The organism is Pontitalea aquivivens (assembly GCF_046507575.1).
In the GTDB taxonomy this organism is placed as follows: Bacteria; Pseudomonadota; Alphaproteobacteria; order Rhodobacterales; family Rhodobacteraceae; genus Pontitalea; species Pontitalea aquivivens.
In genome coordinates this window covers 21,790-37,176 of sequence record NZ_JBKFEY010000020.1, presented here as the reverse complement: position 1 = coordinate 37,176, position 15,387 = coordinate 21,790, and the positions used below count along the sequence as shown (strand labels likewise).

Annotated in this window: 14 protein-coding genes; 12 read left to right on the top strand and 2 right to left on the bottom strand. The window is 60.0% G+C overall.

Annotation, left to right across the window (positions count from 1 at the left end):
* Nucleotides 1–119: 119 nt before the first annotated feature.
* The 8 genes from ACK8OU_RS15890 to ACK8OU_RS15855 all read left to right on the top strand — a co-directional run bounded on the left by ACK8OU_RS15890 (nucleotide 120) and on the right by ACK8OU_RS15855 (nucleotide 8,112).
* Complete coding sequence (locus ACK8OU_RS15890) at nucleotides 120–269, top strand: hypothetical protein (protein WP_410304395.1); 150 nt, start codon at nucleotides 120–122, stop codon at nucleotides 267–269.
* Nucleotides 266–1,666: an acyl-CoA dehydrogenase family protein gene (locus tag ACK8OU_RS15885; protein ID WP_410304394.1), complete on the top strand. Its 1,401-nt coding sequence runs from the start codon at nucleotides 266–268 to the stop codon at nucleotides 1,664–1,666. Before ACK8OU_RS15890 ends, ACK8OU_RS15885 begins: the two co-directional genes overlap by 4 nt.
* A gap of 1 nt (nucleotide 1,667) precedes the next feature.
* A complete protein-coding gene (locus ACK8OU_RS15880) occupies nucleotides 1,668–2,903 on the top strand; it encodes an acyl-CoA dehydrogenase family protein (protein WP_410304393.1) in 1,236 nt (411 codons plus the stop codon).
* A 65-nt stretch (nucleotides 2,904–2,968) separates the two neighbouring features.
* Nucleotides 2,969–3,916 carry a Bug family tripartite tricarboxylate transporter substrate binding protein gene (locus tag ACK8OU_RS15875; protein ID WP_410304392.1) on the top strand — a complete coding sequence of 316 codons (948 nt, stop codon included), beginning with the start codon at nucleotides 2,969–2,971 and terminating at the stop codon, nucleotides 3,914–3,916.
* 4 nt (nucleotides 3,917–3,920) lie between these two features.
* Entirely contained in the window at nucleotides 3,921–4,403 is a 483-nt protein-coding gene (locus ACK8OU_RS15870; protein ID WP_410304391.1) for a tripartite tricarboxylate transporter TctB family protein, read from the top strand.
* 4 nt (nucleotides 4,404–4,407) lie between these two features.
* A complete protein-coding gene (locus ACK8OU_RS15865; protein ID WP_410304390.1) occupies nucleotides 4,408–5,916 on the top strand; it encodes a tripartite tricarboxylate transporter permease in 1,509 nt (502 codons plus the stop codon).
* Entirely contained in the window at nucleotides 5,913–7,118 is a 1,206-nt protein-coding gene (locus ACK8OU_RS15860; protein WP_410304389.1) for a CaiB/BaiF CoA transferase family protein, read from the top strand. Before ACK8OU_RS15865 ends, ACK8OU_RS15860 begins: the two co-directional genes overlap by 4 nt.
* Nucleotides 7,119–7,170: 52 nt before the next feature.
* The gene (locus ACK8OU_RS15855) at nucleotides 7,171–8,112 is read left to right on the top strand and encodes an AEC family transporter (RefSeq protein ID WP_410304388.1); all 942 of its coding nucleotides are present in this window, start codon (nucleotides 7,171–7,173) and stop codon (nucleotides 8,110–8,112) included.
* A gap of 77 nt (nucleotides 8,113–8,189) precedes the next feature.
* Here ACK8OU_RS15855 and ACK8OU_RS15850 read toward each other — a convergent pair whose 3' ends face one another.
* Nucleotides 8,190–9,047 carry an IclR family transcriptional regulator gene (locus ACK8OU_RS15850; protein WP_410304387.1) on the bottom strand — a complete coding sequence of 286 codons (858 nt, stop codon included), beginning with the start codon at nucleotides 9,045–9,047 and terminating at the stop codon, nucleotides 8,190–8,192.
* Between the two features lie 245 nt (nucleotides 9,048–9,292).
* Nucleotides 9,293–10,156 (bottom strand): crotonase/enoyl-CoA hydratase family protein, encoded by an 864-nt coding sequence (locus ACK8OU_RS15845; RefSeq protein ID WP_410304386.1) that lies wholly within the window; start codon nucleotides 10,154–10,156, stop codon nucleotides 9,293–9,295.
* Between the two features lie 256 nt (nucleotides 10,157–10,412).
* Between ACK8OU_RS15845 and ACK8OU_RS15840 the strand changes: the two genes are divergently transcribed.
* From ACK8OU_RS15840 to ACK8OU_RS15825, 4 genes are all read left to right on the top strand, one after another.
* Nucleotides 10,413–11,414 (top strand): 3-hydroxyacyl-CoA dehydrogenase family protein, encoded by a 1,002-nt coding sequence (locus ACK8OU_RS15840; RefSeq protein WP_410304385.1) that lies wholly within the window; start codon nucleotides 10,413–10,415, stop codon nucleotides 11,412–11,414.
* A gap of 63 nt (nucleotides 11,415–11,477) precedes the next feature.
* Nucleotides 11,478–12,686 (top strand): beta-ketothiolase BktB, encoded by a 1,209-nt coding sequence (gene bktB, locus ACK8OU_RS15835; RefSeq protein WP_458524358.1) that lies wholly within the window; start codon nucleotides 11,478–11,480, stop codon nucleotides 12,684–12,686.
* On the top strand, nucleotides 12,683–13,663 hold the full coding sequence (locus ACK8OU_RS15830; RefSeq protein ID WP_410304383.1) for an NAD(P)H-dependent flavin oxidoreductase: 981 nt from the start codon (nucleotides 12,683–12,685) through the stop codon (nucleotides 13,661–13,663). Before bktB ends, ACK8OU_RS15830 begins: the two co-directional genes overlap by 4 nt.
* Nucleotides 13,664–14,379: 716 nt before the next feature.
* Nucleotides 14,380–15,375 (top strand): ABC transporter substrate-binding protein, encoded by a 996-nt coding sequence (locus ACK8OU_RS15825; protein ID WP_410304382.1) that lies wholly within the window; start codon nucleotides 14,380–14,382, stop codon nucleotides 15,373–15,375.
* The last annotated feature ends 12 nt before the right edge of the window (nucleotides 15,376–15,387 follow it).

Here is a 15,387-nt window from a genome sequence, read left to right as displayed (position 1 = left end):
TCGGGCACCGCCCGGGGCCCCGGAACAGGATGCCCGCTGCGTTTCAGACCGCTTGGCTTGATCGATCCGCGGCATGAACTGGTGAAGCTGGCGGTGCTGATCGGCGAGGAAATCGTCGAATGGCCGCCGACCCGGGCAGTTTGGGCTTCCCCGAAGTCCGCAATACCTCGGGGCAGGCGCTGGTGGCCGTTATCCAGAAGGTTTGGAACTGCGGCGTCTTGATCCGCCGGGTGGGTGAGTTTCTGAGCCACCCGCTCACCGGCGAATGATCCTATGTCTGTCTGGATACCGCTATCTGAAGGTGCGCCAGGGCGGCCAGGCCGGTCTCACCTTTCGGTGGGGCCGGAAAGGGCGGGCATCAGGGGCCGCAGCGGTGGATCGGAACCTCGCCAAGACCATCCACAAAGAAGAAAAATATCCGTTGATAATTTTATTATATGAAAGTATTGATGATTGGCGTTCCACTTTACAGATTCGAAAGGTAAGGACGATGCAGCAATCGATGCCCGGGTTTGAGCAATCGCTGGCCAGTCTCCGAACCTGGGTGAGGGCCGTTGCTATCCCCAATGAGGCGCGCGTTGCCGAAGCGGATGAGGTTCCCGAAGACCTGGTTCAGCAAATGCGCGACAAAGGCTTTTTTGGCTGGATCATCCCCCGCGAGTTCGGCGGCGCGGGCTTCTCGATGGAGCAACTTGCCCTTGCGGATATGGAGATTGCGCAAAGCTCGACCGCCTTTCGCGCCCGTTTCGGGACCAACACCGGCATTGGCGTCGAGGGATTGGTGCGCGACGGGACCGACGCGCAGAAAGCGCGCTTTCTTCCGCGGTTGGCGACCGGAGAATTGACAAGCTGCATGGCGATCACCGAGCCTGAAGCCGGATCGGATGCCACTGCCATGACAACAACCGCAGTGCGCGACGGCGACAGCTATGTCCTTAACGGCACCAAGGTATTCATCACCAATGCGCCGATCGCGGATCTTTTCACGGTCATCGCACGCACAGACCCGAATGTGCGTGGGTCGCGGGCGTTAAGCGCGTTTCTGGTTGAACGCGGCACGCCGGGTCTTGGCACGGGCGCACCCTACCGCAAGATGGGGCAGGAAGGCTCGCCGGTATCCGAAGTCTATCTTCAGGATTGCCGGGTGCCCGCCGAAAACCTTTTGGGAGGGGTTGAGGGCAAGGGGTTCGAAACCATGATGAAGGCGCTGAACAAGCAGCGCATCAATCTGGCCGCGCTGTGCACCGGCTCTGCGATACGCATGCTGGACGAGATGGTTGCCTACGCTTTGACCCGCCGGCAATACGGTAGCCGGATTGGGGATTTTCAGCTTGTACAGGCGCTGATCGCTGACAGCCAGACCGATGTGCACACGGCACGGGCGCTGATTCTGGATACCGCGCGGCGGTGGGATGCTGGCGAAGATGTCATCATGGAGGCGTCGATCTGCAAGTACCACGCCTCGGAGGCCTGCGGCCGGGTTGCCGACAGGGCGGTTCAGGTGTTTGGTGGGGCGGGCTATGTCGCCGACTATAGCTGTATCGAGCGCCTTTACCGAGACGCCCGGCTGTTCCGCCTTTATGAAGGAACGAGCCAAATCCACCAGTTGAATATCGCCAAGCGGACATTGAAAAAGGCGGCAGCGCTTGCCGCGTCGGTGGCCTGAGGTGATTGACCTGCGTTTTTCCGGGCATGGTCAGGACATGCACGGCCGGGTCGCCGGCTTTTACCACGACCGGATTTTGCCGCGACATGCCGAATGGATGCGCAGCATTGCGCATGGAGATGGAACCCCCGCGTTTATTGCCGACTTGCGGTGCGACGCCCGCAAGCAGGGGCTTTGGAACATGGGAATGACCGAATTGCCCGCAGGCGCGCCGGGAACCCGGATGAGCAATCTTGATTTTGCCCCGGTCGCCGAGATGACGGGGCGTTTGCCCTGGGCGTCACAGGTGTTCAACTGCCATGCACCGGACCTGCCGAACATGGTTATGCTTAATGCTCTGGCGACCCCTGACCAGAAGCGCGAATTCCTTGATCCGCTGCTGGCGGGCGAAACGAGTTCGGCGTTCTCGATGACAGAGCCGGCGGTGGCGTCTTCGGATGCCACCAATATCGCCACGTCCATCCGTCGAGAGGGCGACGAATATGTCATCGAGGGACGCAAGTGGTATATTACCGGCGGCGCGGCGCCCGATCTCGGATTTCATATTGTGATGGGGGTCACTGATCCACAGGCCGCAAGAAATGCGCAGCACTCCATGGTGCTGGTACCTGCCGACACGCCCGGCATCACCGTCATGCGTGAGCTGCGGTTCCTGGGCTGGAACGATCATGCCGCGCCGATCGGCGAGATACTGTTCGAAAACGTAAGGGTCCCGGTGGCCAATCTTCTGGGCGAGGAAGGGCGAGGGTTCGCCGCTGCACAGGTCCGTCTTGGACCTGCACGCATCCATCACGCGATGCGCTGCATCGGGTTGAGCGAGATGCTGCTCGACCTGATGAAGCAGCGCAGCGTCTTGCGCCGGGCATTCGGCCAGACGCTGAACAACTACGGAACCATCCAGCAGTGGATTTCCGAAGCGCGCATCGCCATCGAGCAGAACCGACTGTTCGTGTTGCGGGCAGCCGCGATGCTGGACCAGCAGGGCTTCAAGGCCAGCTGGCGCGATGTTTCCATGGTCAAGGTCAGTGTGCCCAGGATGCTGCAAAAGATTGCGGATCGCGCCATCCAGGTTTTCGGGGCTGCCGGTGGCAGCGACGACCACCTGATTCACCACGCCTTTGTCTATGCGCGAATGTTTCGGATCGCCGACGGTCCGGACGAGGTGCATCTGCGACAGATTTACCGGAGCGAGCCCTTTGCCGGGACGGACGCGACCGTAATCGTGAGGGACGCATAACGAAGTCATCGGGCCTGGAGGAGCGGCCTGATCGGGGAAACCCAACCACACAGGAGGAGGAATACATGAACTATTCAGTAAAGGCCGCTTTTGGCCTGTTGATGCTTGGTGTTGCGACTTCCGCGGCGGCAGCAGACTATCCCGCGAAAACAGTTACGATGATCGTGCCATATGGTGCGGGCGGCATCACCGATACGATGGGGCGCATCACTGCCGCCGAAATGCAAAAGACCCTGGGCGAAAAGATTGTCGTCGTGAACAAGAACGGCGCGGCAGGGACCATTGGCATGACCGAAGTCGCGCGCGCGCGCCCGGACGGCTATACCGTCGCGATGATCCCCGCCGCACCGCTGTCTATCCAGCCGCATCTGCGCGCGCTGAATTATGACCTCGGATCCTATACCTATATCTGCCAGACGTTCAGTTCGCCTGTGGTGCTGTCGACGGCGCCGGACTCGCAGTTTTCAAACTTCGCCGAGGTGATTGAATATGCCAAGGCGCAACCGGGCGAGTTGACCTACAGCTCGGCTGGACCTGGCAGCCTGCCGCACATCTCAATGGTGCGGGTCCTCAAGGAGGCTGGTGTCGAGATGCGTCATGTGCCGATGGAAGGCGATTCCGGGGCGATCACAGGCGCGCTTGGCAAGCATGTCGACCTGGCGATCATCGCGGCCAGTTCGGTTGTCGGCAAAGAGGTCAAGACCGTCGCAGTCTTTGCGCCCGAGCGCATCGAGCAACTGTCCGGCGCCCCCACCGCCAAAGAGGCCGGTTATGATTATGACTTCAGCCTGTGGGGTGGCGTGATTGCGCCCAAGGGGATTCCCGGGGAAGCGCAGACCGCGCTGTCTGCCGCGTGCGAGACAGCCGTGGGGTCGGAGGAATACGCGACCGAGATGGCGAAGATGGTCAGCAAGCCGGTCTATCGCAGCGGCCCCGATTTCGAAGCGTTTGCCGCCGAGGAATCCCGCATTAACAGCGAGATCATTTCGGCGCTCAATCTGACCGGGGGCTAAGCGCATGAATCGCGACATCGCCAACATCGTGTCGGGTGTAGTGCTGGCACTAGGATCGGCCGGGCTGTATCTTTATACGGTCTCTGCCGGCTACCGAATGGGCGGGGGTGTCGCTTATGACGCCGGTCTAATGCCGCGCCTGTGGCTTGCGATCGGCGGTCTTGGCGCGCTGGGGATCGCGATCAGGGGATTGGCCGGCCTGCGTTGCGGCGCGGGCGCGGCAAATCCGCTGGCCCGCATCGCGTCCGGGCGGCTGGTCACGGGCTTCGGTCTGACCGCGCTGTTTCTGGTGGGCTTCGGGTGGCTTGGTTTCTGGCTGCCGATTCTGGCTTTCGTGCCAGTCTTCAGCGTGGCTTTCGGTTATCGCAATCCGGTCGTGATCGCGGTCTCTACCTTTGTTTTCGCGGGATTGACCTGGTTGGTCTTTGCCGTGCTGCTTGAGGTGCAGATGACCGCCCTTCCCGATTTCCTGCATCTGGGGGGCTGAAGCCATGACGACGCAAACCATCATGGATGCGCTGGGGATGCTGGCTTCGTTCGAGGCCATTCTGGCAATCGCGCTCGGCACGCTCTACGGCATCCTGATCGGTGCCATTCCCGGCCTCGGCTCGGTACTGGGCATTACTGTTATCCTTCCGTTCACTTTCGTTCTGGACCAGACGGCCAGCATCGCGCTGCTGCTGGGCACCTATTGCGGCTCGGTCTACGGTGGGTCGATCCCGGCGATTCTCTTGAACACACCGGGCACACCGCAATCGGCGGCGACGTTGTTCGACGGCTATCCGATGGCGCGGCGCGGCCAGCCGGGCCTGGCACTTGGCTGGGCAACCCTCAGTTCAGCCGTGGGCGGTATCATCGCCTGCGTGATCCTGGCGGTTGCCGCACCGTTGCTGGCACGGTTTGGGCTGCGTTTCGGCCCAATCGAGTATTTCGCGCTTGGTATCTTTGCGCTGACCTGCATTGTTTCGGTGGCACGCGAAAGCGCGATCAAGGGGATCTTTGGCACTTCTTTCGGGCTTTTTCTGGCGCTGATCGGCCAGGACCCCATATCGGGTGTCACGCGCTACGATTTCGGCATCTATGATCTGTCGGCCGGGCTGGCCCTGATCCCGGTGCTGGTAGGGTTGTTCGCCCTTTCCGAGGTGATGTGGCGCGTCGCTGGACCACATGGAAAAGAGACGCCGATCCAGCACAAGGTGGGCTTTGCCGTGCCGCCGCTGGCCGAGGTTGTCAAACGCTGGAAGCTGCTGCTGAAATCGTCGCTTATCGGCACCTGGATCGGAAGCCTGCCGGGCGTCGGCGCCACTGCGGCCTCTCTGGTCAGTTATGCCGAGGCCAAGCGCAGCTCACCCGATCGCGACAAGTTCGGGACGGGCACACCCGACGGCATCATCGCCTCAGAGGCGTCCAACAATGCAGTGACCGCCGGTGCGCTGGTGCCGACCCTGGCACTTGGCGTCCCCGGGGATCCGGTGACCGCGGTGATGCTGGGCGCGATGACAATCCAGAATGTGGTGCCGGGCCCCTCACTGTTCGTCAATCAGCCGGACCTGGTGATGTACCTTTTCATGGCGTTGTTCGCGGTCAATGTGGTGATGTTCGTAATGGGCATTTCCCTTGCGCCGCTGTTCAGCCGCGTGCTGCGAATTCCTGAACCAGTGCTGATGGCCTGCGTTATCGGGCTGATCGTGGTGGGAACCTATTCGGTCAATCTCAGTGGCTTCGATTTGGTCGTGCTGTTTGTCGCGGGGCTGATCGGTTTTGCCTTCCGCTGGCTTGAGGTTCCGCTGGCGCCGGTGGTGATCGGCTTTGTTCTCAGCCCGATGATCGAAAGCAGCCTGCGCCGCGGACTGATCCTGACGAACGACAGTTTTCTGGCCTTTTTCACCTCGCCCATAGCTCTGGTATTGTTCGCAATGACATTGGCGTTCCTCGCCTGGCCGACCGTGCGCTGGGGACTGGACAGGCGTGCGGCGCGCCGCAAAGGAGAACCGACATGACTGCCACCGGGCCACTCAGCGATCTTCGCGTGCTCGACATCTCGACCATTATTGCTGCGCCCTTCGCGGCCACATTGATGGCGGATTACGGCGCCGACGTGGTGAAGGTGGAAATGCCCGGTCAGGGTGATGGCATGCGTAGCTTCCCGCCTTTCAAGAAAGGAGAATCGCTGTGGTGGAAGGTGACGAACCGCGGCAAACGTTTCGTGGAACTGGACCTGCGGACGACCGAAGGCGCCGCGATCTTCCTGCGCATGGTGCGCGATTTCGATGTCGTGGTCGAAAATTTTCGCCCCGGCACGCTTGAACGCTGGGGCTTGGGACCAGAGGTGCTGCACGCCATCAACCCGTCTTTGGTCATCTTGCGGGTGACTGGTTTCGGCCAGGACGGGCCCCGTGCGGCAAAGCCCGGTTTTGCAAGACTTTTCGAGGCAATGTCCGGGCTGGCCCATCTGACCGGCGAGGCGGACGGTCCACCGATTCATCCATCATACCCGATGGGTGACGCCATCGGGGGCCTGTTCGGCGCCCTGTCGATCATGACCGCGTTGCATTCGGTGCGTAGCGATCCCGAAAGACGGGGGCAGGTTGTTGATCTGTCATTGACCGAAGCTGTATTCCGGCTTCTTGATTTCCAGACCATTGCCTATGATCAGCTTGGTCAGGTGTTCAGGCGGAATGGCAACCTGAACCAATATTCTGCGCCCTCAGATGTCTATCCGACCCGTGATGGCAAGTATGTCTCGCTGTCGGGCAGCACGAACAATACATTTGCCGCCAATCTGAGGTCCATCCAGCGGACCGACCTGCTGAATGATCCGCGCTATGCGACAAACAAGTTGCGGGTCGAGAATTCAGCGGAAATTGATGCCGTGTTCCGCCAGTGGTTTGCCGAGCATGATCTGGTAGATATCGTAGCGGCTTTCGAACGCGAGGGCGGCACCTTGGCGCCAATTTTCTCTGTCGACATGATATTCAAGGATGCGCAGTATCAGGCACGCGATGCCATTGTATCTGTGCCCGACGACGATTTCGGTTCCGTGAAGATGCAGGGTATTGTGCCCCGTTTCAGCCGTTCGCCATGCCAGGTGCGCAGTAGCGCCGGAAAGCTTGGTCGTGACAACGAAGAGGTGCTTGGCGCATATGTCGATGCTGTCGCATCCGGCATAGCACAGCAGACGCAGGCCGGCCGGCGCGAATGAGACTTGCGATCACGGTTGGTTTTGCAGCGGCCCCAATCTGGATGGCTCTAACATGATTGCGGTGATGTCGACCGTGGTGCCGATTTTCGGGCTGCTGATCGCAGGGCAAATCCTGTTCCGGGTGGGGATATTTTCGGACGAATTCTGGCAGCAGTCCGCACGGCTCGTCTATTGGGTGCTGATGCCGGCCCTTCTGTTCTCGAAGCTCGGGACAACCCGCTTCGAGGGTGATCTCGTACTACCATACATTATAACATTGGCGGGTGCATTCTTCCTGGTGGTGCTGTTGGTGCGGATCGCGGGGCGTGCCCTGCCTTTGCCCCGATCGGTGACCAGTTCCGTTCTGCAGGGCGCGGCGCGTCACAACACATTCATTGCGCTGGCGGTTGCCGAACGAATTTTCGGGCAAACAGGTCTTGCGCTTGCGTCGCTTGCAGCCGCGATCCTCGTGTTGATCACGAACCTGACGATTACACCGATGATGGTGGAACTGTCCCATTCGGATCGCAATATCAGTGGCGGACGCGCGATCCTGCGCGACCTGTACCGCAATCCTGTGCTGATCGCCGTTTTTGCCGGGCTCGCGGTCAATGCCCTGCCCTCTCAGATGTTGGGTCTTGCCTTCGACCTGACCCGATTGCTGGGTAGCGCGGCCCTGCCGCTGATGCTGCTCTGTGTCGGGGCGAGCTTGCGGTTCGGGGCCTTTCGGGTTTCTCCGGGGCCGTTGATGCTGGCAACGGCAGTAAAACTCTTTGTTTTTCCGCTGGCGGTTGTCGGGATCGCGGCGATGTCCGGGCTTTCCGGTGTTCCGGCGCTGGTGCTGGCGATCTTTGCCGCCGTTCCTACCGCTGCGTCGTCGCAGGCCCTGGCCCGGGAACTCGGCGGGGACGTTCCGCTGATGGTAAATATCGTGACGTTGCAGACCGCCCTGTCGTTCCTGACATTGCCGTTCACGCTTTATCTGGTTGAGGGCGGGTTTCCCTTGCCGACATAGTGCTGATGATGAACATGCCTGGGCGTTCGGGACAACGTCATGTCACGAGCAATATCGGGTTCCCGTGCCAGAGATATTCAGAGATCCGCGAAGCTGTCCCGCAGAACCTTCGCAGAGGCACCAACTTTTCTTCCCATGACGTCAGTGAACTCTTCAGCCGAAATCTTGTGTTCGGGAACGCCACAGTTGATGGCAATATAGAGCCCGCTTTTCAGCTGTTTGATCGGCGCCGCCGCACCATAAAACCCGGGCCGCCAGTCACCAAGTGCCACGACGAAACCGTGTTCGCGGCAATGCGCGATCCCTTCCCGCACCCTGGGTTTGAATTCTTTCCACTCTTCGGGGTAGGCTGCCGCGATCTCGGCTTCCTTCGCGCGTAGCATGTCGGCATCGAGCATCGACAACAGGGCACGACCCATCGCGGATTTGTAGAGTGGCCCGATCGCACCAATTTCCGGGCTATGTGCCATCGACTGCGACAGGTGGACCGTTTGCACGAAGATGAGGTTTGCGCCATGTATTGTTGCCAGCGATACCGCGCCGCCAGTGAATTCCGCGAATTCCCGCATCACCGTAATCGCGCGCTGACGAAATGTCATCGACGATAACACCGGATAGGCCAGTTCCAGGACACGCAAGCCAAGCCGATAATTGCCCGCCTTGACTTTGGTGAGATATCCCGCATATGCGAGCGTGCTGCAGAGGCGGGTGATCGTAGGCCTTGGCAGGTTCAGGCGGTCGGCGAGTTCGCTATTGGACAGGGTTTCCTGTATTCCCCGGAAAGCCGACAACACGTCCAGTCCGCGGATCAGCGTGCTCGACATGCCTTTAGTGCCGTCCTGATCTGCAGGATCCACCAGGTCTTCATTTTGGATTTTGCGCATAGTGGGCATCCGGTTGCGTTCGGAACAACCAGCTGAAAACTGGCCTGACATCTTAACGATCCTGATTATGGCCATAATTTTGAAAACCGCAATGGCGGCTCGGCGCGGCACTACTATGTGAAATTTTTAAGTGAGTGGTGCCTTGAATGCAGCACCGGATTCTGACGGTGTCCTTGTCGCGTAAATGTCCCGCAAGGTTGACCGGCCCGACTTCCCGGCAGGCCCGCGACACGGCCGTGAGCTTGACCTGTCCGAGGGTCGGGCAGGGGGTCATGATGCGGTGCGGAGTTGCGCGGTCACTCGAACGGAGGCTCTTTCAGCCAGCCCAGAGTTAGCGGCAGTCGACCTTCGACAGCTTGCGAAAACACGGGCTGCCGCTTCTCGCGGAATGCAGTGACACCTTCCTTGCCATCCGACATGCTGAGTTCAAGCATAAGGCGGCTGTCCAGCTGATGCGCCTCCATCGGGTGGCTTGCGCCGCTCATATGCCAAAGCAATTGCCTGTTGGCGGCAACAGACAGTGGCGATGTGCCCGACGTGAAACGCCGGGCGGTTGCCATCGCCTCGTCGAGCAGACTTTCGGGGGAGGTTACTTTCTGCGCGAAACCGGCTTCGAGTAGCGTTTCGCTGGACTGGACCTCGCCGGACAAAACCCATTCGAGCGATCGGCTCATGCCCACCAGCCTTGGCAGGAACCAGCTGGAGCAAGCCTCCGTGCAAATCCCGATGCGGGAAAATACAAAGCCGACACGCGCATTGCTGGAGACAATGCGCGCATCCATCGGCAAGGTCATTGTGGCGCCGATCCCAACCGCAACACCATTCAGCGCCCCGATGACGGGTTTGGTCATCCGGAAGATGCGAAGTGTCACAAGGCCGCCGGAATCGCGGATCTTCGCCGCGTCTTGACCCATCGGATCGACTGTTTCGTCCAGGCCAAAAACATTCCCGTTCACAGACAGATCCATGCCGGCACAAAATGCACGCCCATCCCCGGTAACGATGACCGCGCGAACCGCGTCATCTTCTTCGGCGGCATCCAGGGCGCTGACGATTTCACGGCCCATCTCCAACGTGAACGCGTTGAGCCTCTGCGGGCGCGAAAGCGTGACAATGGCAATGTTGTCGGACACCTCATACCGCAGCGTGGCAAATTCCATCTTCTCCCCCGTTTTCTGCCGGACCAATCCGACTGTGGAACCGAATCCCGGCAGCCGGTGATGCGGCGTACTCTCTTCACCCTCACTTTACTATATAGAAATATTTATGCAATAAAATTTCGAATAATGAAAAATATATTGCAAAATGCCCGATTTTGTGTCACCAGATCCACTGAGCGGAGCGGCTTCATCGGTGGTGTCCCAAAGGGCGCGACCGAAGCGGGTGAAAGCCCGGGCACATCAAGGGGGCAGGATCATGGTTTCGAGCATCGCCATTGTCGGAGCTGGCACGATGGGAACCGGAATTGCGTCAAACGCGGTTCGCCATGGCATCGAGGTTACGATGCTGGACCGGTCGCGGCAGGCTCTGGACCGTTCGGCGCAGCAAATTGCCAGGCAACTTCAGAAACATGAGGAAGCGGGGCGCCTTGACGCTGCGCAAGCAAGGGCGTGTCGGTCACATATTCGCTACACCGATGATGTTGATGCGCCCCTGGAGGCTGATCTTGTCATCGAGGCCGTCTTCGAGGACTTCGCGGTCAAGACGAAACTGCTTGGGCATATCAGCGCCGTTTGCTCCGAGACAACTCTTATCGCAACGAACACAAGCGCTCTCAGGGTGTCGGGGCTGGCAAAGGCCGTCGCCTGCCCTGGCCGCTTCCTGGGCATGCATTACTTTTCCCCGGCGGATACGTCACCAGTTGTCGAGCTCGTGCAGGGCGAACAAACAAGTGCCGAGGCTTTGGCCCGGGCGGCCGCCTTTCTTCAGGCTACCGGCCGGACCATCCTTCATTGCAAGGACGCTCCGGGTTTTGCCATTAATCGTTTCTTCGTGCCGTTTCTGAATGCAGCGGCGCAAATCATCGATCATGGTGGCGGCACAATCCGACAAGTCAATGAAATCGGGCGTGATCTGGTCGGCAGCCCGGTCGGGCCGTTCGATGTCATGAATTTCATCAAGCCGGTGATCGCCAGAAACGCAATGAAGAATCTGGCAGAGCTGGGGCCGGCTTATACCCTGTCCGAAGGGTTGGATGATCTGGTGGAGCGTGGCGAGCTTTGGGCTGTCGAAGGCGAGGCCGACCTTGGGCACGACAGCGCCGCTATCAGGCAACTGCTTTTGAAATCCATCGCCGCACCAGCCGAAGAAATTCGCCAGGCCGGGATTGCCGACCCCCAGGAAATCGATCGTTGCGCGAAGCTTGCATTGCGATGGGGCCGGGGGCCTTTCCAGATGTTGGCCGATAATCCGGACTGACCTGAAAGTTATCAATACTTCCACAGCATGCAGGCATAGGGGCTTCAAGACATGAAACAGCAGGTGCGTTCCGTATCGATATTGGCTGGCATGCGAACGCCAATCGGAGGGTTTTGCGGAGGTCTGAGCGGCCTTCCGCCCACCGAATTGGGCCGCGTCGCCGCCCATGCCGCTATCGGGCGTTCGGGCATCGCAGCAGAAGAAATCGAACATACGGTCTTCGGCAATGTCATCCATACGCAAGCCTCCGACATGTACCTGTCGCGCGTTGTCGCAATGTCCGCAGGTGTGCCGCATCAGGCCCCCGCAATGACACTTAACCGACTTTGCGGGTCGGGAATGCAGGCGGTGATATCGGCCTCTCAATCGATCCTGCTTGGCGATTGCGACGTGGCCCTGGCGGGCGGCGCAGAATCGATGTCACGGGCGCCGCATGGTGCATTCAGCAGTCGCAATGGGGTTCGACTTGGCGATATGGTCATGACCGATATGCTGGTTGGTTCCCTGACGGATCCCTTTGGCAACGGCCATATGGGTGTCACGGCCGAAAATGTTGCCAAACGCTGGGGGATCAGCCGTGAGGATCAGGACAGTTTCGCAGTCGAAAGTCACCGCCGCGCCGAGCGGGCCTGGGAAGTCGGCCTTTTTGCAGACCAGATCGCAAAGGTTGAGATCCGCGCCCGGGGAAATGTGACCGAATTCCTTCGTGATGAGCATTTCAGGCCGGATGTCACAACGGCGGATCTGAAGAAGTTGAAACCGGTCTTCCAATCCGATGGCACCGTAACGGCAGGCAACAGCTCGGGAATCAATGATGGTGCCGCGGCGCTGGTTCTGATGGAGACGGCCAGGGCCGAAAGCCGGGGCTTGCTGCCGATGGCCGAGATCATCGGTTATGCGCATTCTGGTGTGGCCCCCGAGGTCATGGGCATCGGGCCGGTCTCAGCCGTGAGAAAGCTTCTCGATAGGCACGGGTTGAATGTTGATGATTTTGACGTGATCGAATCCAATGAAGCCTTTGCAAGCCAAGCCATCGCAGTGTCGCGCGAACTGGGCTTCGATCCTGCAAAGGTGAATCCGAATGGTGGCGCAATCGCGCTCGGGCATCCGATCGGAGCAACAGGGGCGATCCTGATCGTAAAACTCATTCACGAACTGTCTTGCCGGGGCGGTGGTCTTGGGCTGGCCACCATGTGTATCGGCGGGGGGCAGGGCATCGCACTCGCCGTCAAGGTTCCGACTGGAACGAATGGTCAAGGGAAAAATCCATGAAAACAAGGATTACGGAGCTCTTTGGTATCCAACACCCTATTATACAGGGCGGGATGCACTATGTTGGCTTTGCAAAACTGGCGGCGGCCGTTTCCAATGCCGGCGGGCTCGGAACGATCACCGGGCTAACCCAGAAAACTCCGGCAGATCTGGCCAATGAAATCGCCTTGTGCCGGGATCTGACGGACAAGCCATTCGCGGTAAACCTTACCTTTCTGCCGATCGTCAATCAGCCGGACTATCCCGGCTATATCCAGGCGATCATCAATGGCGGGGTGAAAATCGTCGAAACGGCCGGCAACAATCCGGCGAAATGGCTGCCACGGTTGAAGGACCATGGCATCAAGGTCATTCACAAATGCACAAGTGTCCGGCACGCGATGAAGGCACAAAGCATCGGCGTCGATGCGTTGTCGATCGACGGCTTTGAATGCGGTGGTCACCCTGGCGAAGACGACATTCCGAACATGATCCTTCTTCCCCGTGCAGCGGACGAGTTGGATATTCCCTTTGTCGCATCCGGCGGCATGGCGGATGCCCGGTCCCTGGTCGCCGCTCTGGCGATGGGCGCAGAGGGTATGAACATGGGAACACGTTTTGTCGCAACCCAGGACGCCCCTGTTCATGACAATGTCAAACAGGCGATCCTTGCCGCAACCGAGCTGGATACGCGGTTGATCATGCGCCCGCTGCGTAATACCGAGCGAGTTCTCAATAACGAGGCCGTCCAGCGCGTCGTTGAAAAGGAACTGGCATTGGGGCGCGATCTTACCTTCTCGGACATCGCTGCCGATGTTGCAGGTGTCTACCCGAAAGTCATGATTGACGGCCAGACAGATGTGGGGGCCTGGTCTTGCGGTATGGTTGCCGGGCTCGTCTATGATATCCCGACCGTCAAGGATCTGATCGAGCGGATTATGCGAGAGGCAGACAGTCTGATCAACGACCGGCTGCGCGGTATTGCCGCCGGGGTCTGATCCGGCCGCCAACCCTGGACCGCCCGGAGGCAGTGTTTTCCGGTGCGGACCGCCGCCATGATCTTCATGCCGATCCGGGGGCGTTGACCTTTGTCCGGTTTCTGGCCTTCACCGGCCTCATCCTGTGGCTGCCCGACATGATGCGTTAAGACCTGTCGCCGACGTGGTTGCAATGCACCAGGCGGTCGGGCTTCGGGCCGCATTGGCCCGGTGCGCGACATGCCTTTTGTGGTTTGTCAGGCCGCTGGTGGATCGTGCCCGCACGGCTTGTGCGGAGTTTGGCGTTCGGGCCCGCATCTGCCGGTCGGCATCGGGGAACCTGCCGTTCCCCGCTGTCGTCACCGTTTGGCCATGACGCGGCGCCTGCGGGTCGCGGGTGCTTTGTGCCAAGCCTCTGGAATAGGGCGAATAATCTGTTTTGGCGCGGCCCCCCGGGACCTGCGTCTTTGGTGCCGATGTGCGGGCGGTAACCGGCCTTCCGTGCGGTGCCTTGATTCTGTTGAGTTTTTCGCTATAATTGCGCGCACAACGGCCCGTTCCGGGCTTTCTTTCTGCCATCACGGCAGTCGTTTCGGCCACGTTCGACCATTCTGTGGCCCGCCGCCTTGCCCGTCTTTCGGGTACTTCTTGCGGCACAAAATCAACAGGGCCGCCCTGTCCGCGTGGTGCGTGGGGTGTGGTCATCAAGAAAGCGCCACGCGAACGAAAGGACTTACATGCGCAAGTTTCTTGCCTCGACGGGTTTTGCCCTTGGCGCTGCCCTTGCGACCCCGGCGCTGGCCGCCGAGGGTTGCGGCAACATCACCATCGCCGAAATGAACTGGGCTTCGGCCGGTCTGGCCGCCTGGGTCGACAAGATCATTCTTGAGGAAGGCTATGGCTGCAAGGTGGAACTGGTCGCGGGCGATACCATGCCGACCTTCACCTCGATGAATGAAAAGGCCGAACCCGACATAGCCCCCGAAATGTGGGTTAATGCCGTCAAGGAGCCGCTGGATCAGGCCGTGGCCGAAGGGCGGCTGGTGATCGCCAGCCAGATCCTGACCGATGGCGGGGTCGAAGGCATCTGGATCCCCACCTGGCTGGCGCAGGAGCACGGCATCACCACGCTGAAACAGGCGCTGGAACGCCCCGATCTGTTCCCCGGTGCCGAGGATCCGTCGAAGGGGGCCTTCTTTGGCTGCCCGTCGGGGTGGGCCTGCCAGCACATCGCGCGCAACCAGTATCTGGGCGCGGGCGCGGACGACAAGGGGTTTGAACTGGTCGATCCGGGGTCTGCAGCCGGGCTGGACGGGTCGATCGCGCGGGCCTTCAACCGGCAGGAAGGCTGGCTGGGCTATTACTGGGCCCCCACGGCGATCCTGGGCAAATATGACATGACACGGCTGGATCTTGAGGCCGGGTTCGACCGCGAGCATTGGGACAATTGCATCGTGACCGCCGATTGCCTTGACCCGAAGGTTACCGAATGGCCCATGTCGGATGTGTTCACCACCGTCACCAAAGAGTTTGCAGACAAGGCGGGCGTTGCCATGGATTACGTCCAGACCCGCGCCTGGACGAATGACACGGTGAACAAGATGCTGTCGTGGATGGGGGACAACCAGGCCTCGAACGAGGATGGCGCCTATGAATTCCTGATGACGCATGAGGATCTGTGGACCCAGTGGGTCCCGGCCGATGTCGCCGAAAAGGTAAAGGCGGCGCTGTAAGGCGCGGCATGG

Coding starts and splice junctions, on each gene's coding strand:
- ACK8OU_RS15860 (WP_410304389.1), top strand. CDS start 5,913: ATGACTGCCACCGGGCCACTCAGCGATCTTCGCGTGCTCGACATCTCG.
- ACK8OU_RS15885 (WP_410304394.1), top strand. CDS start 266: ATGATCCTATGTCTGTCTGGATACCGCTATCTGAAGGTGCGCCAGGGC.
- ACK8OU_RS15865 (WP_410304390.1), top strand. CDS start 4,408: ATGACGACGCAAACCATCATGGATGCGCTGGGGATGCTGGCTTCGTTC.
- ACK8OU_RS15875 (WP_410304392.1), top strand. CDS start 2,969: ATGAACTATTCAGTAAAGGCCGCTTTTGGCCTGTTGATGCTTGGTGTT.
- ACK8OU_RS15870 (WP_410304391.1), top strand. CDS start 3,921: ATGAATCGCGACATCGCCAACATCGTGTCGGGTGTAGTGCTGGCACTA.
- ACK8OU_RS15890 (WP_410304395.1), top strand. CDS start 120: ATGGCCGCCGACCCGGGCAGTTTGGGCTTCCCCGAAGTCCGCAATACC.
- ACK8OU_RS15845 (WP_410304386.1), bottom strand. CDS start 10,156: ATGGAATTTGCCACGCTGCGGTATGAGGTGTCCGACAACATTGCCATT.
- ACK8OU_RS15825 (WP_410304382.1), top strand. CDS start 14,380: ATGCGCAAGTTTCTTGCCTCGACGGGTTTTGCCCTTGGCGCTGCCCTT.
- ACK8OU_RS15855 (WP_410304388.1), top strand. CDS start 7,171: ATGATTGCGGTGATGTCGACCGTGGTGCCGATTTTCGGGCTGCTGATC.
- ACK8OU_RS15830 (WP_410304383.1), top strand. CDS start 12,683: ATGAAAACAAGGATTACGGAGCTCTTTGGTATCCAACACCCTATTATA.
- ACK8OU_RS15850 (WP_410304387.1), bottom strand. CDS start 9,047: ATGTCAGGCCAGTTTTCAGCTGGTTGTTCCGAACGCAACCGGATGCCC.
- ACK8OU_RS15840 (WP_410304385.1), top strand. CDS start 10,413: ATGGTTTCGAGCATCGCCATTGTCGGAGCTGGCACGATGGGAACCGGA.